Genomic DNA, 23,025 nt, shown 5'->3' with positions numbered 1-23,025 from the left:
AGAATTATATGGTACTGGTAACTCGTCAGGCTCCGGATTTCACAGCAGCTGCGGTACTGGGTAGCGGTGAGATCGTTGAAAACTTCAACTTCAAACAGCATACCAACGGTAAAACTACCGTTCTGTTCTTCTGGCCGATGGACTTCACCTTCGTTTGCCCGTCTGAACTGATCGCATTCGACAAACGTTACGAAGAATTCCAGAAGCGCGGCGTTGAAGTTGTTGGCGTTTCCTTCGACTCTGAATTTGTCCACAACGCATGGCGTAACACCCCTGTCGACAAAGGCGGCATCGGTGCAGTGAAATACGCAATGGTTGCTGACATCAAACGCGAAATCCAGAAAGCCTACGGCATCGAGCACCCGGAAGCTGGCGTTGCTCTGCGCGGTTCTTTCCTGATCGACGCTAACGGCGTTGTTCGCCACCAGGTGGTTAACGATCTGCCGCTGGGCCGCAACATCGACGAAATGCTGCGCATGGTTGACGCGCTGCAGTTCCACGAAGAGCACGGCGACGTATGCCCGGCACAGTGGGAAAAAGGTAAAGAAGGTATGAACGCATCTCCGGACGGCGTAGCAAAATACCTGACCGAGAACGTTTCCAGCCTGTAATTGGCATGAATCGACAAAAGGCCCGCTAGTGCGGGCCTTTTTTATTGTTCGTAGGTCAGGTAGGCAATTGCGTCACTCTCTGTAAGTATCACCCGCGACAATACACTTATCCAAACCACAATTAAAACGCGAAGCAGGAACAGCCAAGCGCGCCCCAGAAAGCCCGGTCATCTGACACCGGAATGCCTGATTGACGCGCAATATCATGCTGATGACCGTGTACGCCACAGCTACCACAGCACTGATGCATCTGCACCATTGCGCCAATTTTTGCCGCAGCAGGCGGCGCTGAGCGATAGTGCCCCGGCACCTTCACCACCGGCGACCAGTCCGGCACAACCGGGATGGCTGGTGGTGCCAGCGGGGTGAAATGCCCTGCCGCATACACGACTTTGCCATCGACAATGGTCATCACTGACTCAATGCCTTTGATCTCTTCTTCCGCCACGTTGAAGTAATCTTTAGACAGCACCACCAGGTCGGCCAGTTGATCTTTCTCGATTCGCCCTTTCTTACCCTGCTCGCTGGAGAACCAGGCGCTGCCAGCGGTCCACAGTTCCAGCGCCACGTCACGCGGCAAGCGGTTGTTATCATCGTACATCGCCATACCGCCAACAGTGCGGCCCGAAACCAGCCAGTAGAGCGCTGTCCACGGATTGTAGCTGGCCACACGGGTGGCGTCAGTCCCCAGCCCTACCGGAACTTCAGCCGCCAGCATTTTCGCCACCGGCGGCGTGTGTTTGACCGCATCTTTGCCATAACGCTCGACAAAATATTCGCCCTGGAACGCCATTCGGTGCTGAACAGCAATCCCGCCGCCCAGCGCTTTAACGCGCTCGATATTCCGTTCAGTAATGGTTTCGGCATGATCGAAGAACCAGTGCAGGCCATTGAACGGGATATCACGATTCACCTTCTCAAACACGTCCAACATGCGGCTGATAGATTCATCGTAGGTGGCGTGCAGGCGGAACGGCCAGCGGTGCTCCACCAGGTGTCGCACCACGCGCTCCAGCTCATCTTCCATACCCTCCGGCAAGTCCGGGCGCGGCTGGAGAAAATCTTCAAAATCCGCTGCCGAAAAAACCAGCATTTCCCCGGCCCCATTGGCGCGGTAGAAGTCGGTCCCCTGCCCCGGTTTGAGCATATCGGTCCAACGTTCAAAGTCTTCCAGTTCCTGTTTTGGACGCTGGGTAAACAGGTTATAGGCAATACGCACCGTCATCTGCTTGTTGGCGTGTAACTGCTCAATGATCTCGTAATCTTCCGGATAGTTCTGGAAGCCGCCGCCCGCATCGATGGCGCTGGTCAGCCCCAGGCGGTTCAGTTCACGCATAAACTGGCGGGTCGAGTTAACCTGCATTTCCAGCGGCAGTTTTGGTCCTTTTGCCAGCGTCGAATAAAGGATCATGGCGTTTGGTTTAGCGATCAACATCCCGGTCGGGTTGCCGTTGCTATCACGCACAATCTCACCGCCCGCCGGATCCGGTGTCGCTTTGGTGTAGCCGACGGCTTTCAGCGCAGCGCGGTTCAGCAAAGCCCGGTCGTAGAGATGCAGAACAAAAACCGGGGTATCCGGAGCAGCTTCATTCAGTTCTTCCAGGGTTGGCATGCGACGTTCGGCAAACTGGAATTCGCTCCAGCCGCCCACCACGCGTACCCATTGCGGCGACGGCGTTCTGTCCGCCTGGTCTTTGAGCATACGTAGGGCGTCCGCCAGCGACGGCACGCCTTCCCAACGTAATTCCAGGTTGTAATTCAGTCCACCACGAATAAGGTGCAAGTGAGAATCGTTCAGACCCGGGATCACCGTATGTCCTTGCAGATCGACAACCTGCGTCCCTTCGGCAGCAAAGCTCATTACCCGCTCGTGGCTACCGGTCGCCAGGATCTTTCCGTTGGCAATCGCCACCGCCTCGACCTGCGGGCGTTGCCTATCGAGAGTATGAATTTTTCCGTGAGTCAGAATCAGTGTGGCAGTTTGAGACATAACAATCTCCTGAGATACCGGTCAGGCTTTTTTCAGCCATCCGGCAAACAGACGGGTTACGATGGGCATCCAGAACCAGACCACCAGCGCAACCACACAGGCATCATTGATGAGATGCAGGATTAACGAGCCCTTCATTGCAGGCAGCACAATGCCGGTCAACCACGGCACCAGATTGGTGCTAGGAAATATCACCAGCAGGGTTATCAGAAACTGTTTCCAGCGTTTGGGCTGGCGTACATGGGGCGCTGGCGGCGTAAACCAGAATGCCGCTTCGGTACGAATTTCGGTTTTATCACCTTCCGCCAGCAGTGGGACGATCTCTTCTACCAGCACACGGCGCGTATCGGACTGGGTCCAGTTATACAGATGCTCAAGCGTGTCGAAGCGAATAATGATATTCCACAGGTTGTCGCCATCCGCAGGGCGAATCACGTTCGCCCCGAGATGACCGGGAAACTCGGCCGCCACCGGCATAATTTTCCCCAGCCATTGCTCATACCGCTGCGCCTGCTCAGGCAGCAGGGTGTGGGTAATCACCAACGTCACATGTTTGTTCTGCGCCATGAAGGGTTCCTTGTTGAGAGGAAACAGGCCGCTTAGGCCAGGAAAGCAATACACAAAACCATTCATGGTGCATCGAGGTTGTGGTTCCCCGGGAGCTTACATAAGTAAGTGACCGGGGTACGCAAGCGAAGCCAACAAAGATGCAGCATGAAGGATGGCGTGTATTTAGGCTTTACGTTCTGGCGCGCCATGCACCATGGTATAGGCATAATCCACGCCCATACCGTAGGCACCGCTGTGCTCACGTACCAGATCCATGACGGCGTCGTAGGTTTCTTTGCGAGACCAGTCGCGCTGGTACTCGAGAAGAACCTGTTGCCAGGTTACAGGTACGGCACCTGCCTGTACCATGCGGTCGATAGAACGCTCATGGGCATCCACGGACGTGCCGCCGGAAGTGTCGGTCACCACATATACTTCGTAACCCGCTTCCAGCGCCATCAGTGCCGGGAAAGTCAGGCATACTTCGGTCCACAGCGCGGAGATAATCAGTTTTTTACGCCCAGTCGCTTCCACGGCCTTCACAAACGCCGCATCTTCCCAGGAGTTCATCGAGGTGCGTTCAATGGGTTTTACATCAGGATGAACCGCTAACAATTCTGGCCAGATATATCCGCTAAAACTTTTCGTTTCAACAGAAGTATAAATCACCGGAACATTGAATATTTTCCCGGCTTTCGCTAATGCCACGGTATTATTTTTTAAAGTCTGGCGATCGATATTCGCTACACCAAATGACATTTGCGGCTGATGATCAATAAAAATAAGCGTAGAGTTTTGAGGGTCAATCAGTTCCCGAATAGACATATCACACCTTCTTAATCAATAAGTTAAAAGGCAACGGTCTGTATCTGCCGTCAGCAGCAGGATCCTGAATCAGAAAGCTTGTTGAGTATAGCGGGAAATTTCTAACGAGTTATTAAAGAAAACTTACCATCCTGTGAAACTATTAATTCTGTGTTGAGATATATCCTAAACAACATCAAAAAAATGCGCATGATTCATCTAATTTATTCACTGGCATTGTTTTTCTTCATTCGGTACAACAGAAGGGTTTAATTTTCAGGATCTTTTCTGCTTATGCGCATTAATCTGGATGTTTTGCTTATTCTCGACGCACTCGACAAACAGGGTTCATTTGCCGCGGCGGCCGAATCGCTGTTTAAAACGCCTGCAGCACTCAGCTATATGATTCAAAAGCTGGAAAGCGACCTGAATATCGAGTTGCTTGACCGTTCCGGACACCGGGCTAAATTTACGGACACCGGACAGATGATGCTGGAAAAGGGACGTTTATTGCTAAGTGCGGCAAAAGATCTCGAAAAACAGGCGGTACAGCTGAGTTCAGGCTGGGAAAAAGAGCTGGCGATTGCGCTGGACGACTCCTTTCCTTTCGCCTCGCTGTTACCCATTATCGATGAATTTAACGCGCTGAATAAGCAAACCCGCCTCAGTTTTACCCATCATACGCTGGCGGGTTCCTGGGAGGAGCTGACCCATAATGGAGCAGATATTATTCTGGGGGCGATTAATGAACCACCAACGTCAGCGGCCTGGTCCTACAAAATGCTCGGTACATTGGACAATGTATTTGTCGTGGCACCAGAGCATCCGCTGGCCGCAGCACCTGATGGCCTGACCAACGAGCAGTTGTGCCTGCATCGGGCGATTGTTATCAGCGACAGCGCCCGCTTCTGCCATCCGTTACAAACCAATCTGATGGAGGAGCAGGCGCAGATCCGTGTCGATGACTTCCACAGTAAAGTGATGCTACTGCGAGCCGGCATGGGCTGCGGATTTCTCCCCCGTCATATTGCCAGCCCGTGGCTTGCTACGGGCGAGCTGGTGGAAAAAACGGTTATCTCATTTCGCCAAAAAGACGTGGCCTATATGGCATGGCGCAATAACCGTGATGGGCTGGCGCAGCGCTGGTGGCGAGACGCGCTGCTGGCAAGCCCGGCGATTGCGCACTTATATCAATGACCTGACCATACAGAGGCGGAAATCGCCGGCAACGTCAGGATATCGTCGGCAAGCACACCTTTGCCCTCTTTGTGCTGCCAATGACTCACGCTCAGTAATGGCGAGGCTGGCAGGACCACTTCACAAGCCTGGCCACGGTTAATCGCCACTAACACGCGCTGGCGGTTTAGCACCCGTACAAACACCACCACGTTATCCTCGGCGTAAATCACCTGACAACCACCGTGGCGTAGCGCCTGGCTCTGGTGGCGTAATTTTGCCAGCCGCTGGTACAACGCCAGCAGGTTAGCGTCCTGTTTTTCAGGCTGCCATGGGAAAGGTTTGCGGCAAAACGGATCGTTGTTGCCATCCAGCCCCACTTCGTCGCCGTAGTAAATACAGGGCACGCCAGGCCAGGTAAATAGCCACACCACCGCCAGCGGTAAACGTGCGACGTCTTTACCGAGCAGAGACTTAAAGCGAGCGGTATCGTGGCTGTCGAGCTGGTTAAACATGCGCAATTGCTGTTGATGCGACAACCCCGCGCGGTAGTTATCCATCCACGCCATACAGGTCTGGGCGTCAATGGATTGTGGGTCGTATGAAATATCGGTATTGGCGAGGAATCCCCAGAGAGGGAAAGTAAAGCCGCGATAGTTCATGGCGGCATCTTCCGCGTCGGCCTGCAACCACTGGCGCGCATCGCCAAAATGTTCACCCACCACATACGCCTCTGGCTGGGTTTCTTTAGCCGCCTGCGTAATGCCGGCCACGTGTTGTAGGTTGTTACGTGCGCCTCCTGCCTCTCCCAGCATGTGCACCACATCAAGACGCCAGCCGTCCATACTCCACGGCGCTTTCAGCCAGTGACGGACGATACTGTCTTCGCCGCGATAAATTTCATTTACAAGGCTTTCCGAAGAAAAGTCCAGCTTGGGCAGGCTGGAATACCCCAGCCAGTCGAGCGCAACGCCGTCGGCTGAGAAATGATACCAGTCGCGCCAGGGGGATTCTGGGTTATGGCACGCCCCATCCGTTCCCCTACTATGCCGGTCAAACCAGGCGTGCGAATCGCCGCTATGGTTAAAAACACCGTCCAGAATCAAGCGCATGCCCTGCTGTTGGGTGTTGTGCCGCAGGCGCAGCAGCGCCGTGTCGCCGCCAAATTGCGGATCAACATGACGGTAATCTTCGGTATCGTATTTATGCACGCTCGGCGCGGTAAACACAGGATTCAGGTACAGCGCCGTGACCCCTAACGTTTTCAGGTACGGTAGCTTTTCGCTGATGCCGTCCAAATCACCGCCATAGAACGTGGAGCCACCGGCCTGAGCCGTAAGCGGTTCGTCCCATTCGCGCCGCACGATGTCGTGCCCGGCCGCGTGATGGTAATAGACGTTATCCTGGCCCGCTTCACGCGACTGGCTGCGGGCAAAACGGTCCGGGAAAATTTGGTAAAAGACCTGGTCAGCGACCCACTGCGGACCGTTATCCGGCACATCGACGGCAAACTGCTCCAGACGCGCAGGCGGAAAACGGCTGAATCCCTGTGGGGTGAACCACAACTGACGATCGAGCCAAAGTAATTTAAAGCTATAGCGTCGACGAGGCTGCCCGCTGGAGAGATCAATCGCCGCTCGCCACGCGGTCACACCCGGCTGCGGCTGGCTGCGCTGCTTGTGCATAGCCAGCGAAATCTCTTCGTTATCGTTTTCTGCGCGTAGCATCACCCGCTGGGGTGGATTTTCCCCCGCCAGCCATAATGTAATCGTCAGTTGATCTTTGTTTTGCTTAACAAATGGGGCAACCGGAAGGTGCCAGGCGTTCAACATCACGTATCCCCTTTGATGATAATGACGTCACCTTGCCATAGCGAAGTGCAGGATCACTCATCATCTTAACGTTTATTGGGGGAGGAGTTCGGGGGAGGAGAAAATTGCCGGGTAACGCAAAGCTACCCGGCAAAAATATTACTGTGCTTCAGCCAGTTGGCGCTCGCGACGGCGCTTGAATCCCCAGCCGACCAGCAGCAGGACAATCCACGCAAAGCCAACGTACAGCGAAATGCGGGTATCCGGATGATAGCCGATAAGCGCGATGATAAAGACCAGGAAAATCAGGCCAACAATGGTCGTCGTTACCCCACCCGGTACTTTAAATTTCAGCGCTTTGACCTCTTCTGGCGGCAGACGACGACGGAAAGCAATCTGCGACAGCAGGATCATAATCCACACCCAAACCGTGGCGAACGTTGCCAAAGAGGCGATCACCAGGAAGACGTTTTCCGGCATGATGTAGTTAAGATAAACCGCAAACAGCAGCGCGATGGTCATCACCATCACCGTAACCCACGGCACGCCACGACGCGACGTCTTGGCAAACATTTTTGGGGCACTGCCCTGTTCCGCCATGCCGTGTAGCATACGTCCCACACCGAAGACGTCAGAGTTAATTGCCGACAGCGACGCAGTCAGAACCACAAAGTTGAGGATCCCGGCAGCAAAGGTAATGCCCATATGCTGGAACGTCATAACGAACGGGCTACCGTCGGTACCCACCTGGTTCCACGGGTAGATAGACATAATGACGAACAACGTCCCCACATAAAACACCAGGATACGCATTGGTACGGAATTGATAGCGCGCGGAATAGATTTTTCCGGGTCTTTGGCTTCGCCTGCGGTAATCCCGATAATCTCAATCCCGCCGTAAGCGAACATCACCATTTGCAGCGACATCACCATGCCGAGCCAGCCGTTGCTGAAGAAGCCACCGTTGCTCCATAAGTTATGGATACCGGTCGGTTGCCCGCCGTTGCCAATCCCCCAAATGATGATACCGAAACCAGCGACAATCATGATGATAATGGTGGCGACTTTGAAGAACGAGAACCAGAACTCCAGCTCGCCAAACACCTTCACGCTCATCAGGTTGATGGCGCAGATAATCAGCACTACGCTGAGTACCCAAATCCAGTGCGGTACGGCCGGGAACCAGACGCCCATGTAAATACCAAAGGCAGTCACATCGGCAATGGCGACAATCAGGATTTCAAAACAATAGGTCCAGCCGGTGATATAGCCTGCCAGCGGTCCGAGGTTTTCCTGCGCATAGCGCGAGAAGGAGCTGGCTGCAGGGTTATGAACAGACATTTCGCCCAGCGCGCGCATAATAATATACGCCGCTACACCGCCGATAATATAGGCCAGCAACACGCTTGGCCCCGCCATTTTGATGGCATCGGCCGAGCCATAGAACAGCCCGGTACCAATTGCTGAACCTAATGCCATAAAGCGGATGTGCCGGGTGCTCAGCCCACGCTTTAGCTTGTTATTACTTTCCATCGATTCCTAACCTGTTAACACAATAAAAAAACCACGGGGCCATGTTAATAGCCCCGTGGTTAAAACTTATTGTCAGTGATATTAGTGTGCGCTGGAGGTCACTTGTCGACCCGCGGCGCGATCCCAGATAACTGCCAGGACCACCATCACGACTGTTGGCATCAACCACGCCAGCCCCTGCTCCGCCAGCGGTAAACGCTGGGTCCAGGCCGGTAACACGTCGCCAATTGCAGAAGCTTTAATGCCATCAAGGATACCAAAAATCAGGCTGATAAACATCGCAGGTGCAATGACGCGGGAAGAATTATGCCACCATGAGCGGGTAAAGCTTAATACAACCAGTGCGATACATGGCGGATAGATAGCCGTCAGCACCGGAATAGAGATCTGAATCAGATGGCTCAGACCCAGGTTAGAAACCACCATCGAGAAGCCGCCGAGGATAAATACCAGCGTACGATAAGACAGTGGAACGTACTGGGCAAAGAACTCTGCGCACGCACAGGTCAAGCCAACCGCGGTGACCAGACAGGCGATGAAAATCAGCGCCGCCAGCAGGAAGCTTCCTGCACCGCCAAAGGTGTGCTGAACATACGCATGCAGAATCGCCGCGCCGTTAGCAGACTGATCGACCAGAATCGCGCTATCTGAACCCAGACGGAACAGCGCGAGATACAGCAGCGTTAAGCCCACACCCGCCATTAAACCCGCCCAAACGGTGTAACGGGTCAGCAGACGTGCTTCAGTAACACCACGCGAGCGAGCGGCGTTAACGATAACAATACCAAACACCATCGCGCCCAGCGTATCCATGGTCAGATACCCGTTCACGAAGCCATTAGAAAATGCCGCAGTTTGGTAGGCTTCCATCGCATTACTGATCGGGCCTGCTGGCCAGACGATTGCGGCGACAGACAGAACAACCAGCGCCAGGATTTTCAGCGGCGCCAGGAAATTACCCACCGTATCCAGCAGTTTGCCCGGATACAGCGAAACCAGAATCACAATCGCGAAATAGATAACGCTATAGATAAACAGCGGCAGCGCAGAGTCACCGGTCAGCGGTGCAATCCCGACTTCGAAAGAGACCGTCGCGGTACGCGGGGTAGCAAATAACGGCCCAACGGCCAGATAGCAAACAGTCGCCAGTAGCAGACCAGCAACTTTACCGATAGGTGTGCTCAGTCGGTCCACACCACCACCGACTTTCGCCAGCGCGACAACGGTAAGTACCGGCAGGCCAACGGCGGTAATCAAAAAGCCAAAAGCCGCAGTCCAGACGTGTTCACCTGCCTGCAAACCAACCATTGGGGGGAAGATGATGTTTCCTGCACCAACGAACAGTGCAAATGTCATAAATCCCAAAGCGATAATATCGCGCGATTTTAACTGATGGGTCATAAAGTCTTACTGCCTGTGGATGTGGTGTTGAAAATAGTAAATTTTTGCCTTTCCCTGGGGGACAATACAGCGGCATTTTTGCTCAATTCCAGCGGGAAACACTCCCGACCTGGCGCGGCGAAGAATAGTTTTTCGATTTACCGCGTAAATGCAGTCGGTATGACAGCACCTGGAGCGCAATTTAAACGCTTATAACGTTTTAAAGCAAGGTGGGATCCAAAAACCAGAACAATATAACGATATGAAAAATGGGGTTAGCACAAAACACCATTTCATGGAAAAAGGTATGGGTAATAGTTCGAACAAAAAACAATCAAACGTCGTAAAATTCAGGAGTCATATATTGACCGCATAGAAAAAGCCAGCTTGTGCTGGCTTTTGGAAAGATAATCTTACGAATGTGCTTTAACCGTTACTTTTGGCAATCAAACGTTCCGGGATCACGAAACTAAATCGCGTCCCTTTGCCTGGTTCGCTTTCGATATTCAAACGGCTGTCGTGATGATGCAGCGCATGTTTCACGATGGCAAGGCCCAACCCGCTACCGCCCGTTTGCCGCGATCGCGCCTTATCTACCCGATAAAAACGCTCGGTCAAACGTGGAATATGCTCGGCGGCAATGCCTGGACCGTTGTCTTCCACACAAAATTCCGCCCCCGAGACCACATGCTGCCAGCGTACGGTAATGTGCGTTCCCGCTGGTGTGTGGTTCACCGCGTTGTACACGAGATTCGAGATAGCGCTACGCAACTGTTCCTCGTTGCCCCGCACGTTCAGGCTGTTATCGACATCAAAGGTAAAAGTATGTTTATGCTGGCTCAGGGTTTGCGCTTCGTGCTCGATCACGCGCAGCATCATGGGCACATCGACTTTCTCATTCAGTTGCAACGTCGGAGCAGCTTCAATTTTTGACAGCGTCAGCAGCTGCTTCACCAGGCCTTCCATACGGTACGTTTGTTCGCGCATGGTATGCAGCGCTTTTTCGCGCGTTGTCCCTTCCAGCGGATGCTCCTGCATCATTTCCAGATAACCTTGCAGCACCGTCAGCGGTGTGCGCAGCTCATGGCTGGCGTTGGCGAAAAAGTTTCGCCGTGAACCTTCCAGTTGGTGCATCTGGGTAACGTCGCGCGCCACCATCAGCAGTTGCTTATCCGTGTAGGGCATCACGCGAATTTCCAGATGCCGTCCGGTATTGAGCACCAGATTGATAGGCCGGCTAAAGTCGCGCGTTTTCAGATATTGTGTGAATTCCGGGTATCGCAGCAGGTTAAGAATATTTTGCCCGCTATCATCCGGCCAGCGCAGTCCCAGAACCTGCTGAGCCAGTCCGTTACACCAGAAGATACCGCCTTCTTCGGTGGTCAACACCACCGCGTCGGGTAGTGATTCCGCCCCGCTGCGAAAACGTTTGATCAGGTTACCCAGTTCTCGACGGCGCTTTTTGTTGCGCAGCTGCATTTGATGCAGCCCATATAACAACGGTTCCCAACTGCCTCGCCCCGGCGGCGGCGTCATGCTTCTGTCGACCCATAGCCACCAGGACAAACGTAATAGATTCCAGAAATGCCAGATAAGCAGGCCCGTTACCGACGCCAGTAAAAACCAGGGCAGGTAACCGAAAAAAGCGCTAAGGATAAATGCCGGTATGCAGCACAGGATCAGCTCCAGTACCAACCTTTTCCATGACAATCGTTCTAGCAAACGTCTTACTCCATAAACGGCCTAATCCATCAGGCCCTGATTCTTGTCAGTCAGAAGCGGGTCGAAAAACGATATCCCGTCCCGCGAACTGTCTGCACCATTCGATCGTGTCCGCTGTGCTCCAGCGCTTTACGTAAGCGGCGGATATGCACATCCACTGTCCGGTCTTCCACGTAGACATTGGTTCCCCAGACATGATTGAGGAGTTGTTCCCGGCTGTAGACGCGCTCAGGGTGGGTCATAAAGAAGTGCAACAGTTTGAATTCAGTCGGCCCCATATCCAGCGGATCCTCGCCGGTCATCACGCGATGCGAGGTCGGATCAAGGCTTAGCCCCTGCATCTCAATAACCTCTTCCACCGCCATCGGTGAAATACGACGCAGAACCGCTTTAATACGCGCCACCAGCTCCTTGGGAGAAAACGGCTTGGTAATATAATCATCCGCACCGGTTTCCAGACCCCGGACGCGGTCTTCCTCTTCACCTCTCGCCGTCAGCATCATCACGGGGATATCCCGCGTCATGGCTTCGCGCTTGAGATGTTTAATAAATTGCAGACCCGAGCCGCCGGGAAGCATCCAGTCAAGCAGGACGAGATCCGGCCAGGGTTCATTGAGTTGGTTCACAGCACTGTCATAGTCTTCGGCTTCTACGGGTTGAAAACCGTTTTGCTCGAGCACGAAGCAGACCATTTCACGAATTGGAGCTTCATCTTCTACGACCAGAATACGTCTCGCCATGATTTGCCCTGTTTATAATTAAATCGTTTGCCATCAATACGGTGCCATTATGCGTCAGTTTTATGACAGATTTATGAAAAGATAGCCCAGGTTTAACGCAGCCCGGCGAATTATGACAGCCCGGAGACAAGATATTACCGTCCTTGAAAGGTTATAATCCCCACCACTGTTTTATCGTCATGGAACTCTTATGCGCATCCTTCACACGTCTGACTGGCATCTGGGCCAAAATTTCTACAGCAAGAGCCGCGCCGCTGAACATCAGGCCTTTCTCGACTGGCTGCTGGAAACGGCACAATCCCATCAGGTGGATGCCATTATTGTGGCGGGTGATATTTTCGATACCGGCTCACCGCCAAGCTACGCCCGTGAGCTGTATAACCGTTTTGTCGTTAATTTACAGCAAACCGGCTGTCATCTGGTGGTGCTGGCAGGCAACCACGACTCCGTCGCCACACTCAATGAATCCCGCGATATTCTGGCATTTCTCAACACCACGGTCGTTGCCAGCGCCGGTCATGCGCCGCAGATTCTGCCGCAACGTGACGGCACGCCGGGGGCGATTCTGTGCCCGGTTCCTTTTTTACGTCCACGCGACATCATTACCAGCCAGGCCGGGCTAACCGGGCAAGAAAAACAGCAACATTTGCTGTCAGCCATCACCGACTATTACCAGCAGCAGTATCAGGATGCCTGCACGCTGCGTGGTGATCAGAATCTGCCCATCATAGCGACCGGGCATTTGACCACCGTCGGCGCCAGTAAAAGTGACGCCGTCCGTGACATTTATATCGGTACGCTGGACGCCTTCCCTGCACAAAACTTCCCTCCGGCGGACTACATCGCGCTGGGCCATATTCACCGGGCGCAGGTTATCGGTGGCACGGAGCATATTCGCTACTGCGGCTCGCCGATCGCTCTCAGTTTTGACGAGTGCGGCAAAAACAAATGCGTACATCTGGTGAGCTTTGAAGCAGGGAAACTCAACGCCGTCGAGAATCTCACCGTACCGGTAACCCAGCAGCTTGCGGTACTGAAAGGCGATCTAGCCGCCATTACCGCCCAGCTTGAGCAGTGGCGCAACGTACAGCAAGAGCCGCCGGTGTGGCTGGATATTGAAATTACCACCGATAACTATCTGCATGATATGCAGCGTAAAATCAAGGCCTTGACCGAAGATTTACCGGTAGAGGTGTTATTGGTGCGCCGCAGTCGCGAACAGCGCGAACGCATTATGGCCAATGAACGTCGTGAAACATTAAGCGAGCTGAGCGTGGCGGAGGTTTTTGACCGCCGCCTGGCACTGGAAGAACTCGAAGAACCGCAACGCGAGCGGCTTAATCAGCTGTTTAGCGCAACCGTACAGACGCTTGCCGGGGAGGCTGAAGCATGAAAATTCTCAGCCTGCGCCTGAAAAACCTCAACTCCCTGAAGGGAGAATGGAAAGTCGATTTCACGGCAGAACCTTTTGCCAGCAACGGGCTGTTCGCCATCACCGGGCCCACAGGCGCGGGGAAAACCACCCTGCTGGACGCAATTTGCCTTGCGCTGTACCACGAAACGCCGCGCCTGAATACTGTGTCACAGTCGCAAAACGACCTGATGACCCGCGACACAGCGGAGTGTCTGGCCGAGGTGGAATTTGAGGTGCGGGGCGAAGCCTACCGCGCATTCTGGAGCCAGAACCGGGCACGCAACCAGCCTGAGGGCAACCTGCAAGTCCCGCGCGTAGAGCTGGCCCGCTGCGCCGACGGTAAAATCCTCGCCGATAAAGTCAAAGACAAGCTGGAGATGACCGCCGAGCTTACCGGGCTGGATTACGGTCGTTTTACCCGTTCCATGCTGCTCTCTCAGGGCCAGTTTGCCGCATTTCTCAATGCCAAACCAAAAGAGCGCGCCGAGCTGCTCGAAGAGTTAACCGGTACTGAGATCTACGGTCAAATCTCCGCCATGGTGTTTGAAAAGCACAAATCAGCGCGTACGGAGCTGGAAAAACTGCAGGCCCAGGCCAGCGGCGTGGCGCTGTTAGCGCCAGAGCAGGTGCAATCTCTGACAGAAAGTTTGCAGGTACTTACTGACGAAGAAAAACAATACCTTACCAGCCAACAAACCCAGCAACAGCACCTCAACTGGCTCATTCGGCAAAATGAGCTACAAACGGATATAAACCGCCACCAGCAGGCATTACAGGCAGCGCTTCAGGCGCAAGAAGACGCGCAGCCGCAGTTGGCGGCACTGAGTCTGGCACTGCCGGCCAGGGCGTTACGCCCGCACTGGGAGCGAATTCAGGAACAAACGGCTACCATCGAGCGTACGCGCCAGAAGATTCAGGAAGTGAATGCTCGCTTACAAAGCAGCTTAACGCTGCGCGGGCGTATTCGTCAGCAGGCGCAAATGCAGTCGACCTTGATGCTAGCCGAACAACAGACGTTAACCGACTGGCTTAATGAGCATGATCGCTTCCGCTTATGGAGTAGCGAACTGGCAGGATGGAAAGCGCTGCTGGCTCAACAGTCCGACGCCAGCACCCAGCTACGCCAATGGCAGCAGCTGCGAGAGAACGACACGCGTAAGCTCAATGCACTAACGCTTCCCGCGCTGACCCTTTCGCCGCAGGAGGTAACGGATGCGCTGGCGCAACATGTGCAGCTTCGTCCGTTACGCCAGCGGCTGAGCAATTTACACGGGCAAATCACCCCGAAGCAAAAACAACTGGCACAGTTACGCGCCACGCTTGTACAGCGTCAACAAGAGTTGACCCAGCGCAACGCGGTGCTTGCCGAAAAACGTCAGCGCTATAAAGATAAAAATCAGCAACTTACTGATGTGAGAGTCATTTGCGAGCAAGAAGCCCGCATCAAAGATCTGGAAAGCCAACGGGCATTGTTGCAATCCGGCATGCCTTGCCCGCTATGCGGCTCCACCGCACATCCGGCGATTGAACGCTATCAAACGCTCGAACTGAGCGTGAATCAGACGCGGCGTGAGGCACTGGAAAAAGAGGTCAAAACGCTGGCCGATGAGGGTTCAACGTTACGCGGCCAGCTTGAGGCGATAACCCAGCAACTTCAGCGGGATGAACGCGAAGCACAGACGCTTTCTCAGGAGGAGCAAGCACTTACTCAAGAATGGCTGACCGTCACCGCCAGCCTCAACGTCACGCTGCAACCGCAGGATGACATTGCCCCGTGGCTGGCCGCTCAGGAAGAGCACGAACAACAGCTTCACCAGTTGAGCCTGCGTCATACCTTGCAGGCGCAAATCACCGCGCATACCGAGCAGATTACCCAGCTCCAGTTGCATATTGACCAGCGCCAGGCGACGCTAACCGCCGAGCTTTCCCGTTATGGTCTGGCCCTTCCGCCTGAGGATGACGTCGCCTCATGGCTAAGCGAACGGGCGAACGAAGCACGAATGTGGCAACAGCGTCAGAATGAACTGACCGAGTTACAGGCCCGGATTGCCCAGCTTGCGCCGCTGCTGGAAACGCTGCCTGAAACCGAGGCGCTTTCTGAAAACATTGAGGATTTGTCGCTGGAAAACTGGCGTCAGGTGCACGACGATTGCCTCTCTTTACAGGGACAGTGGCAAACCTTGCAACAGCAGGAGGCGCAGGACGTTCAGCGCGCCGCGGAAATCCAGGCGCAGTTTGATGCCGCATTAAAGGCCAGCATCTTTGCCGATCGCGACGCCTTTATTGCCGCCCTGCTGGACGAAGAGACCTTTAATCGCCTGGAGCAGTTGAAGCAATCACTGGAAGGCCAGCGACAGCAGGCGCAAACGCTGGTTAATCAGGCCCAGCAGGCACTGGCGGCTCATCAACAGCAGCAACCAACAGAAGTGGATCTCACGCTGACGGCGCAGCATCTGCACGACGCGCTGGCGCAGCTCACCCAACTGCTACGCGATAACACTACTCGTCAGGGCGAAATTCGCCAGCAGCTCAAACAAGATGCTGAAAACCGCCAGCAGCAGCAGGCGCTGATGCAGGAGATTGAAAAAGTCGCGCAGCAGGTCGAAGACTGGGGGTATTTGAATGCGCTGATCGGCTCGAAAGAGGGAGATAAGTTCCGCAAATTTGCCCAGGGGCTGACGCTGGATAACCTCGTCTGGCTTGCCAACAACCAGTTAACCCGTCTGCACGGTCGCTATTTGTTGCAGCGCAAGGCCAGCGAAGCGTTAGAGCTGGAAGTGGTTGATACCTGGCAGGCCGATGCCGTACGTGATACGCGTACGCTTTCCGGCGGCGAGAGCTTCCTCGTGAGTCTGGCGCTGGCGCTGGCATTATCCGATCTGGTCAGCCACAAAACGCGAATTGACTCCCTGTTCCTCGACGAAGGTTTCGGCACGCTGGACAGTGAAACGCTGGATACCGCCCTGGACGCTCTTGATGCGCTCAACGCCACCGGTAAAACCATTGGCGTCATCAGCCACGTTGAAGCGATGAAAGAGCGCATTCCGGTGCAGATCAAGGTGAAAAAAATCAACGGTCTGGGCTACAGCAAACTCGACAAAATGTTTGCGGTGGAGTAATCGGCCAGCGGATGTGGTGTCACAGGCCGGATAAGCACTAACGCTATCCGGCACGCCAGGTAGCACAATATTGCATACTCAGGGACGGATATGAAATGGCATTCCACTTCACTTATCCGCAAGCTATCGCTATTGGCGGCGAACATTCGTCGCTATGACGCATATCCTGCGTCTTTCTTGTTGGCAGGTGGTATGAAAAAAGTCATTTTCTCTTTAGCGCTCGGAACATTTGGGCTGGGCATGGCCGAGTTTGGCATCATGGGTGTCCTCACTGAGCTGGCGCGGGACGTGGGAATTTCCATTCCTGCCGCTGGCCATATGATTTCGTTTTACGCCTTTGGCGTAGTGCTTGGCGCGCCCATTATTGCGCTCTTTTCCAATCGCTTTTCGCTCAAACATATTTTGCTGTTTCTGGTCACCCTGTGCGTGATTGGCAACGCCATCTTCACCCTCTCTTCCTCGTATTTTATGCTGGCGGTGGGCAGGCTGGTTTCCGGCTTCCCTCATGGCGCATTTTTCGGCGTGGGCGCGATTATCCTGTCGAAGCTGGCCCGTCCGGGAAAAGTCACTGCCGCCGTCGCGGGCATGATTTCGGGGATGACCGTTGCCAATCTGGTTGGCATTCCCGTCGGCACCTGGCTAAGCCAGGAATTTAGCTGGCGCTACACGTTTCTGCTGATAGCCGTCTTTAATATCGCCGTAATAGTCTCGGTCGCTTTTTGGGTCCCCAACATTAGCGATGAGGCAAAAGGGAAACTGCGCGAACAATTTCACTTTTTGAAAAGCCCCGCCCCGTGGTTCATTTTTTCCGCCACCATGTTTGGGAACGCCGGGGTTTTCGCCTGGTTCAGCTACGTCAAACCGTACATGATGTATATCTCCGGCTTCTCCGAGGCGCTAATGACCTTCATCATGATGCTGGTGGGATTGGGAATGGTGTTGGGAAATCTGCTAAGCGGTAGGCTGTCAGGCCGTTATACGCCGCTGCGAATTGCGGTAATAACCGACTTCGTCATTGTGCTGGCTCTGCTGCTGCTCTTTGCCTTTGGCGGCATCAAAGCCGCGTCGCTGACCTTCGCTTTCATTTGCTGCGCGGGTCTGTTTGCTCTGTCGGCGCCGTTGCAAATTTTGCTGCTGCAAAATGCTAAAGGGGGAGAACTACTGGGCGCGGCTGGCGGGCAAATTGCCTTCAATCTCGGCAGCGCGATTGGCGCGTACTGCGGTGGCATGATGCTGACGCTGGGATTTACCTACAACTACGTGACGCTGCCGGCTGCACTGCTGTCGTTTTCTGCGATGTCCTCGCTGCTGCTCTATGGTCGCCTGAAGCGCGGCGTGCAACAACAGGTTGCACCCGCGACATAACAACCGTTTATACGTGCGGCCACAGCCAGGCCGCGCCGCGCACGCCGCTGGAGTCACCGTGCAACGCCTGGCGTAGAGGCGTTTCACACTCGCCACCAAAAACAAATTGCTGCATCAACGTCGGAACGTTTTGATACAGTCGATCGACATTGCTCATTCCGCCACCCAGCACAATGACGTCCGGATCGAGAATATTCACCACATGTGCCAGTGATTTCGCCAGACGAAGCTCATAGCGGCTCAACGCTTGCTCCGCAAGAGTATCCTGCGCATTAACAAGGCTGATAATTTCACTGCCTTTGAGCGGCTTACCGCTCAGGCGCTGGTAGTCGGTGGCAAAACCGGTCCCGGAAATGAAGGTTTCAATGCAGCCTTGTTTGCCGCAATAACAAGGTACTTCCTGCCGATAACGCAGCTCATCTTCGTCCATCCACGGCAGCGGATTATGCCCCCACTCCCCTGCGGTACCGTTACCGCCCGTGTGTGCCCGACCATTCAGCGCCACTCCTGCGCCACATCCGGTGCCGATAATCACCGCAAACACGGTTTGCGCCCCCGCCGCCGCACCATCCACCGCTTCAGAAACCGCCAGACAGTTGGCATCATTTGCCAACCGCACTTCGCGATTCAGACGCGCACTCAGGTCTTTGTCAAAAGGTTGCCCGTTAAGCCAGGTCGAGTTGGCATTCTTTACCACCCCGGTGTAGGGCGAGATTGAACCGGGAATGCCCATTCCAACGGTTCCCGTCTGCCCGGTGGCGTTTTCCGCCATCTCCACCAGCGTGGCGATGGTTTCTATCGTTTGCCGATAATCATCACGCGGCGTGGGCAGGCGATGGCGAAAAAGCTGTTCGCCCGCATCGCCAAGCGCAATAACTTCCGTTTTCGTACCGCCCAAATCGATACCTATACGCACTGTTTGCTCCTCTTCCCGATTAACAATGCAAGCATAGCGACAATTCGCTATCATGCCCGCTGGATTTAACGACAAGGCCGTGGAAATTATCATGCTGTGGTTCAAAAATTTAATGGTTTACCGTCTTAGCCGCGATGTTTCTTTGCGTGCCGAAGAGATGGAAAAACAGCTGGCATCAATGACGTTCACCCCTTGCGGTAGCCAGGATATGGCAAAAATGGGCTGGGTTCCGCCGATGGGATCGCACAGCGATGCATTAACGCATACCGCCAATGGCCAAATTATTATCTGCGCCCGCAAAGAAGAAAAAATTCTGCCGTCGCCGGTTATCAAACAGGCGCTGGAAGCCAAAATATTCAAACTGGAAGCTGAGCAAGGTCGCAAACTCAAGAAGACCGAAAAAGACTCACTGAAAGATGAAGTTCTGCACTCATTGCTGCCGCGCGCCTTTAGCCGCTTCAGCCAGACAATGATGTGGATCGACACCGTCAACGATCTGATCATGGTCGACTGTGCAAGCGCGAAGAAAGCGGAAGATACGCTGGCGCTGCTGCGTAAAAGCCTCGGTTCGCTGCCGGTCGTTCCGCTGACGATGGAAAACCCTATTGAGCTGACGCTGACCGAATGGGTTCGCTCCGGCACAACAGCACAAGGATTCCAGTTACTGGATGAAGCTGAACTGAAAGCGATCCTTGAAGACGGCGGTGTGATCCGCGCGAAAAAGCAGGATCTGGTCTGCGACGAAATCGCCGTGCATATCGAGGCGGGCAAACTGGTCACCAAGTTGGCCCTCGACTGGCAGCAGCGTATTCAGTTCGTTATGTGTGACGACGGCTCCATTAAGCGTCTGAAGTTCAGCGACGAGCTGCGCGATCAGAACGAAGATATCGACCGTGAAGATTATGCTCAGCGTTTTGATGCCGATTTCATTCTGATGACAGGTGAACTGGCGGCGCTGATTAAAAGTCTGGTGGAAGGATTAGGCGGCGAAGCGCAACGTTAGCCCTGTTTAGCGAATGGCGACACAATATCGCCATTCGTCATTTTTACGCTTACAAATAGCGGCAAAGATAGGATGTTGGCTCTGCTACCTGCAGATGAAACTCACTGTTGCCCGGTACGTTAAACACGTCTCCTGCGGCATATACTTTCCACTCGGTTTCCCCCGGCAGCAGCACGTTCAGTGCGCCACTAACCACCGTCATCTCTTCAGGCGCCGCAGTACCAAAGGTATATTCACCTTCAGCCATCACGCCTACACTGGCGCGGCCAGTACTGCTGCTGGTAAAACCGATCGATTTTACTTTGCCGGAAAAGTATTCATTACTTTGAAGCATACAACTGACCCTATCTCGTGATTAAGTTAGGAACCAATATAGGGGGCTGACGTTCCACCTGTCACGCAAAATTACGCCAGCAATTCCGAAGCTAGCCGGGCAATCAACACATTGGACAGCAGAACCGGGACATCCAGCGACTTTTGCAGTAAATCACGATGGCGTTGATGAAAACCCAGGCAGTCCAGCATGAGAACATCAGCGCCTTGCTCAAGGAGATATTTCCCGGCATCAATCAGCTGTTGTTCAGAACCTTCTACTGGATTCGCTACGGCATACACTGGTGGCGTTTGTAACACCTGCCACTTTTGTGTCTGGGCTTTGAGCAATTCAGCAACAGGTACTATGACCCCAACCTGATGCCCTTCGACAATCGAAGCCACTAACGGGGGAATAATGCGTATGGGTTCCAACAAGATGCTATTGCGGGCGGTCAGACGGGTGATTGAAGCGGTACTCATCAGCAGGATCACGTCAAAGCCCTGATTATCCAGTACCTCCACGATACTTTGTAGCGAGCGTTCTACCTTCAGGCGCGAGACATGTGCAAGCTGATGGTCGCTAAGCAGCGTTAATAACAGCTCATCACCGGGTGAAGCTCCGTACTCAGCCATCACATCTTCTCGCTGCATCTGCCCCAGCAGACTGTGGTGAGTAATGTGCTGTTCATCAATATATTCCGTCAGGAGCGGTAACACCTCACACATTGGCACAACGCCAATCGTGAGGATAGCCAACGACGTACTCATTTGTTGCTCCACCGTTTTCTTACTTTGCTGTGAAATCCCGGACACGTGCCGGACGCTAACCTGTGCTACAAATGCTCAAAAGCGTAGCAGTAGATCGGCGGTGTATTGTGTAAAGATTCCAGATCATTCCAGTACTGGATTGTTATTGTTTAATTTTCAATTTTTACTGTATACAGCGAAATTTAAAAAAATGTGATGCACGCCCGGACTGGCACTTTTAAGACTCGTGCCAGGGCGGTCTTCATATCAGGTTTTATCGGGGTCTTCGTAGCGTTTTTTAGCATCCATCGCTTCCTGAGCCGAAGGATGCTCACTGATCAACGAATTCGGTTTAGGGTGATCGGCACGAAGTTGATACCAGGTTACCGTCTGGCCTGGCGTCCCTTTTTCAACCGTAACAATGGTCGCTTGACGTGGGTAAGGTGGTTGTGTCGGCATAGTTCTTCCTTTTCACTGGATGAACATTAAGTATAGACACCGCCCTGCAACCGTGGCGCTGCCTGCGCCAGTATCCCAAGAATGTCTTCCACCACTTGCGCAGGCGCATTGGTGGCATCAACGATATAGTGCGCGGCTTCGCGATACAAAACATCTCGCTGGGCGAGCACTTCCTGCACTTCTTCAGTCAACGGCTTTCCGGTTAAGGTCGGTCGTAATCCTTCTTCAGGCGTGGCCTCCAGACGCTCAACCAGTACCGATACCGGTGCGCTTAAATAGATAACCACGCCGTGGCTGCGCATGTAGTGGCGGTTAAATTCGGTAAGAATGATACCGCCGCCAGTCGCAACAACCGTTGCTGGTGCTGTGACAGCCTGCAGAGCGGTCGTTTCCTGGGCACGAAACCCTTCCCATCCTTCTCTTTCGACGATTTCCGCCACGGTCATTTGCACGTGCGATTGCAACCAGCGATCGGTATCAACGAACTGGAAATCAATAGCCTTTGCCAGCGCCATACCGGTTGTCGTCTTACCACACCCCCGGGGGCCAACAAGAAAAAGAGGTTGCGTCATCACAGAATTTCCCCAGAGAGCCGCCAACAAGCGGGATCTGATGCGGTTAAAAATATAATCATATCATCAAACTAGTACGCCGCCAAAATCGTAAAGAAAAAATTACATAAAGAATGGCGAGATGAGTTAATCCCTACTATAACAAGAATTCACAACGAATAAAGTGTAAATAATAAATTACACATACTATTTTCTACGCTGAACTTCCAGCCACCATTTATCAAGTTCAGCCGCAAAATGCTGTCTGTCACGGGACGAAAGGCTGTCCGGCCCCCCGGTCTGAATACCGCTAGCGCGTAGCGTATCCATAAAATCACGCATCATCAGACGCTCGCGGATCGTGGCTTCGGTATAACGTTCGCCACGCGGGTTAAGCGCCGCCGCACCTTTTTCAATCACTTCAGCCGCCAGCGGAATATCGGCCGTTATCACTAAATCACCAGCGCTGCACTGACGCACAATCTCGTTATCAGCCACGTCAAAGCCCGCAGGCACACGTAATGTGCTGATGAAACGCGAAGGCGGGACGCGCAGGCTTTGGTTGGCCACCAAAACAAGCGGCATTTGCATGCGCTCAGAAGCGCGGTACAAAATGTCTTTAATCACATTCGGACACGCATCGGCATCCACCCATATTGTCATAACTTCTCCCCACTGTTGTGCTGCCGCACATTGTCGCGTGCTTTTACTTTCAGGCAAAGTGCTGTTTCTCCTTCTGAACATATTCATTCCGCGCTAAGCTTAGCTTTCCCAGATTTACCCCAAATAATTCAAGTTGCTTGAAGTAATTAGGGTATAA

At 53.6% G+C, this 23,025-nt stretch carries 20 protein-coding genes; 6 read left to right on the top strand and 14 right to left on the bottom strand.

Going from position 1 to position 23,025, the window contains the following annotated elements:
• The first annotated feature begins 8 nt into the window (after window positions 1-8).
• On the top strand, window positions 9-611 hold the full coding sequence (locus OGX67_RS21155; protein WP_003021524.1) for a peroxiredoxin: 603 nt from the start codon (window positions 9-11) through the stop codon (window positions 609-611).
• Between the two features lie 121 nt (window positions 612-732).
• Here OGX67_RS21155 and OGX67_RS21150 read toward each other — a convergent pair whose 3' ends face one another.
• From OGX67_RS21150 to OGX67_RS21140, 3 genes are all read right to left on the bottom strand, one after another.
• Window positions 733-2,601, bottom strand: a complete 1,869-nt coding sequence (locus OGX67_RS21150; protein WP_071684866.1) for an amidohydrolase — start codon at window positions 2,599-2,601, stop codon at window positions 733-735.
• 21 nt (window positions 2,602-2,622) lie between these two features.
• Complete coding sequence (locus tag OGX67_RS21145; RefSeq protein WP_071696887.1) at window positions 2,623-3,168, bottom strand: antibiotic biosynthesis monooxygenase; 546 nt, start codon at window positions 3,166-3,168, stop codon at window positions 2,623-2,625.
• A 165-nt stretch (window positions 3,169-3,333) separates the two neighbouring features.
• Window positions 3,334-3,975 carry a hydrolase gene (locus tag OGX67_RS21140; RefSeq protein WP_003021513.1) on the bottom strand — a complete coding sequence of 214 codons (642 nt, stop codon included), beginning with the start codon at window positions 3,973-3,975 and terminating at the stop codon, window positions 3,334-3,336.
• A gap of 273 nt (window positions 3,976-4,248) precedes the next feature.
• Here OGX67_RS21140 and OGX67_RS21135 point away from each other — a divergent pair, with 273 nt between their 5' ends.
• Window positions 4,249-5,151 (top strand): LysR family transcriptional regulator, encoded by a 903-nt coding sequence (locus OGX67_RS21135; RefSeq protein ID WP_268043401.1) that lies wholly within the window; start codon window positions 4,249-4,251, stop codon window positions 5,149-5,151.
• On the opposite strand, the gene malZ is transcribed toward OGX67_RS21135, so the two are convergent.
• The 5 genes from malZ to phoB form a co-directional block, all read right to left on the bottom strand.
• Window positions 5,145-6,962, bottom strand: coding sequence for a maltodextrin glucosidase (malZ, locus tag OGX67_RS21130; protein WP_210943513.1), 1,818 nt, complete (start codon window positions 6,960-6,962; stop codon window positions 5,145-5,147). The two genes, OGX67_RS21135 and malZ, sit on opposite strands and share 7 nt — an antisense overlap.
• Window positions 6,963-7,100: 138 nt before the next feature.
• Window positions 7,101-8,474, bottom strand: coding sequence for a proline-specific permease ProY (gene proY / locus OGX67_RS21125; protein ID WP_032948680.1), 1,374 nt, complete (start codon window positions 8,472-8,474; stop codon window positions 7,101-7,103).
• Window positions 8,475-8,555: 81 nt separating this feature from the next.
• The gene (gene brnQ / locus OGX67_RS21120; RefSeq protein WP_003021501.1) at window positions 8,556-9,875 is read right to left on the bottom strand and encodes a branched-chain amino acid transporter carrier protein BrnQ; all 1,320 of its coding nucleotides are present in this window, start codon (window positions 9,873-9,875) and stop codon (window positions 8,556-8,558) included.
• Window positions 9,876-10,280: 405 nt separating this feature from the next.
• Entirely contained in the window at window positions 10,281-11,576 is a 1,296-nt protein-coding gene (gene phoR / locus OGX67_RS21115) for a phosphate regulon sensor histidine kinase PhoR (protein ID WP_003021498.1), read from the bottom strand.
• A 50-nt stretch (window positions 11,577-11,626) separates the two neighbouring features.
• A complete protein-coding gene (gene phoB / locus OGX67_RS21110) occupies window positions 11,627-12,316 on the bottom strand; it encodes a phosphate response regulator transcription factor PhoB (protein ID WP_003021496.1) in 690 nt (229 codons plus the stop codon).
• Window positions 12,317-12,506: 190 nt separating this feature from the next.
• On the opposite strand from phoB, the gene sbcD reads away from it, so the two are divergent.
• The 3 genes from sbcD to araJ all read left to right on the top strand — a co-directional run bounded on the left by sbcD (window position 12,507) and on the right by araJ (window position 18,214).
• Entirely contained in the window at window positions 12,507-13,709 is a 1,203-nt protein-coding gene (gene sbcD / locus OGX67_RS21105) for an exonuclease subunit SbcD (RefSeq protein ID WP_257651700.1), read from the top strand.
• Entirely contained in the window at window positions 13,706-16,849 is a 3,144-nt protein-coding gene (gene sbcC, locus OGX67_RS21100; RefSeq protein ID WP_257651701.1) for an exonuclease subunit SbcC, read from the top strand. The genes sbcD and sbcC overlap by 4 nt, the downstream gene beginning before the upstream one ends.
• 192 nt (window positions 16,850-17,041) lie before the next feature.
• Window positions 17,042-18,214 (top strand): MFS transporter AraJ, encoded by a 1,173-nt coding sequence (araJ, locus tag OGX67_RS21095; protein ID WP_032950792.1) that lies wholly within the window; start codon window positions 17,042-17,044, stop codon window positions 18,212-18,214.
• A gap of 7 nt (window positions 18,215-18,221) precedes the next feature.
• Here araJ and mak read toward each other — a convergent pair whose 3' ends face one another.
• Window positions 18,222-19,130, bottom strand: coding sequence for a fructokinase (gene mak / locus OGX67_RS21090; RefSeq protein ID WP_071696890.1), 909 nt, complete (start codon window positions 19,128-19,130; stop codon window positions 18,222-18,224).
• A gap of 91 nt (window positions 19,131-19,221) precedes the next feature.
• Between mak and rdgC the strand changes: the two genes are divergently transcribed.
• Complete coding sequence (gene rdgC / locus OGX67_RS21085; protein WP_003021479.1) at window positions 19,222-20,133, top strand: recombination-associated protein RdgC; 912 nt, start codon at window positions 19,222-19,224, stop codon at window positions 20,131-20,133.
• 49 nt (window positions 20,134-20,182) lie between these two features.
• Here rdgC and ppnP read toward each other — a convergent pair whose 3' ends face one another.
• The 5 genes from ppnP to OGX67_RS21060 all read right to left on the bottom strand — a co-directional run bounded on the left by ppnP (window position 20,183) and on the right by OGX67_RS21060 (window position 22,868).
• The gene (gene ppnP, locus OGX67_RS21080; RefSeq protein WP_003021477.1) at window positions 20,183-20,467 is read right to left on the bottom strand and encodes a pyrimidine/purine nucleoside phosphorylase; all 285 of its coding nucleotides are present in this window, start codon (window positions 20,465-20,467) and stop codon (window positions 20,183-20,185) included.
• A 71-nt stretch (window positions 20,468-20,538) separates the two neighbouring features.
• A complete protein-coding gene (locus OGX67_RS21075; protein WP_003021474.1) occupies window positions 20,539-21,216 on the bottom strand; it encodes an AroM family protein in 678 nt (225 codons plus the stop codon).
• Between the two features lie 246 nt (window positions 21,217-21,462).
• Window positions 21,463-21,654: a protein YaiA gene (gene yaiA / locus OGX67_RS21070; protein WP_003021472.1), complete on the bottom strand. Its 192-nt coding sequence runs from the start codon at window positions 21,652-21,654 to the stop codon at window positions 21,463-21,465.
• A 26-nt stretch (window positions 21,655-21,680) separates the two neighbouring features.
• Window positions 21,681-22,226: a shikimate kinase AroL gene (aroL, locus tag OGX67_RS21065; protein WP_204583989.1), complete on the bottom strand. Its 546-nt coding sequence runs from the start codon at window positions 22,224-22,226 to the stop codon at window positions 21,681-21,683.
• A 186-nt stretch (window positions 22,227-22,412) separates the two neighbouring features.
• Window positions 22,413-22,868 (bottom strand): YaiI/YqxD family protein, encoded by a 456-nt coding sequence (locus tag OGX67_RS21060; protein ID WP_003021467.1) that lies wholly within the window; start codon window positions 22,866-22,868, stop codon window positions 22,413-22,415.
• Window positions 22,869-23,025 lie beyond the last annotated feature (157 nt).

This window comes from Citrobacter sp. Cf118, assembly GCF_030334095.1.
GTDB lineage: Bacteria > Pseudomonadota > Gammaproteobacteria > Enterobacterales > Enterobacteriaceae > Citrobacter > Citrobacter freundii.
This window is presented reverse-complemented; position numbering and strand designations above follow the sequence as displayed.

Coding starts and splice junctions, on each gene's coding strand:
- sbcD (WP_257651700.1), top strand. CDS start 12,507: ATGCGCATCCTTCACACGTCTGACTGGCATCTGGGCCAAAATTTCTAC.
- OGX67_RS21060 (WP_003021467.1), bottom strand. CDS start 22,868: ATGACAATATGGGTGGATGCCGATGCGTGTCCGAATGTGATTAAAGAC.
- brnQ (WP_003021501.1), bottom strand. CDS start 9,875: ATGACCCATCAGTTAAAATCGCGCGATATTATCGCTTTGGGATTTATG.
- sbcC (WP_257651701.1), top strand. CDS start 13,706: ATGAAAATTCTCAGCCTGCGCCTGAAAAACCTCAACTCCCTGAAGGGA.
- OGX67_RS21145 (WP_071696887.1), bottom strand. CDS start 3,168: ATGGCGCAGAACAAACATGTGACGTTGGTGATTACCCACACCCTGCTG.
- aroL (WP_204583989.1), bottom strand. CDS start 22,226: ATGACGCAACCTCTTTTTCTTGTTGGCCCCCGGGGGTGTGGTAAGACG.
- OGX67_RS21150 (WP_071684866.1), bottom strand. CDS start 2,601: ATGTCTCAAACTGCCACACTGATTCTGACTCACGGAAAAATTCATACT.
- proY (WP_032948680.1), bottom strand. CDS start 8,474: ATGGAAAGTAATAACAAGCTAAAGCGTGGGCTGAGCACCCGGCACATC.
- araJ (WP_032950792.1), top strand. CDS start 17,042: ATGAAAAAAGTCATTTTCTCTTTAGCGCTCGGAACATTTGGGCTGGGC.
- ppnP (WP_003021477.1), bottom strand. CDS start 20,467: ATGCTTCAAAGTAATGAATACTTTTCCGGCAAAGTAAAATCGATCGGT.
- OGX67_RS21140 (WP_003021513.1), bottom strand. CDS start 3,975: ATGTCTATTCGGGAACTGATTGACCCTCAAAACTCTACGCTTATTTTT.
- OGX67_RS21075 (WP_003021474.1), bottom strand. CDS start 21,216: ATGAGTACGTCGTTGGCTATCCTCACGATTGGCGTTGTGCCAATGTGT.
- yaiA (WP_003021472.1), bottom strand. CDS start 21,654: ATGCCGACACAACCACCTTACCCACGTCAAGCGACCATTGTTACGGTT.
- rdgC (WP_003021479.1), top strand. CDS start 19,222: ATGCTGTGGTTCAAAAATTTAATGGTTTACCGTCTTAGCCGCGATGTT.
- OGX67_RS21135 (WP_268043401.1), top strand. CDS start 4,249: ATGCGCATTAATCTGGATGTTTTGCTTATTCTCGACGCACTCGACAAA.
- OGX67_RS21155 (WP_003021524.1), top strand. CDS start 9: ATGGTACTGGTAACTCGTCAGGCTCCGGATTTCACAGCAGCTGCGGTA.
- phoB (WP_003021496.1), bottom strand. CDS start 12,316: ATGGCGAGACGTATTCTGGTCGTAGAAGATGAAGCTCCAATTCGTGAA.
- malZ (WP_210943513.1), bottom strand. CDS start 6,962: ATGTTGAACGCCTGGCACCTTCCGGTTGCCCCATTTGTTAAGCAAAAC.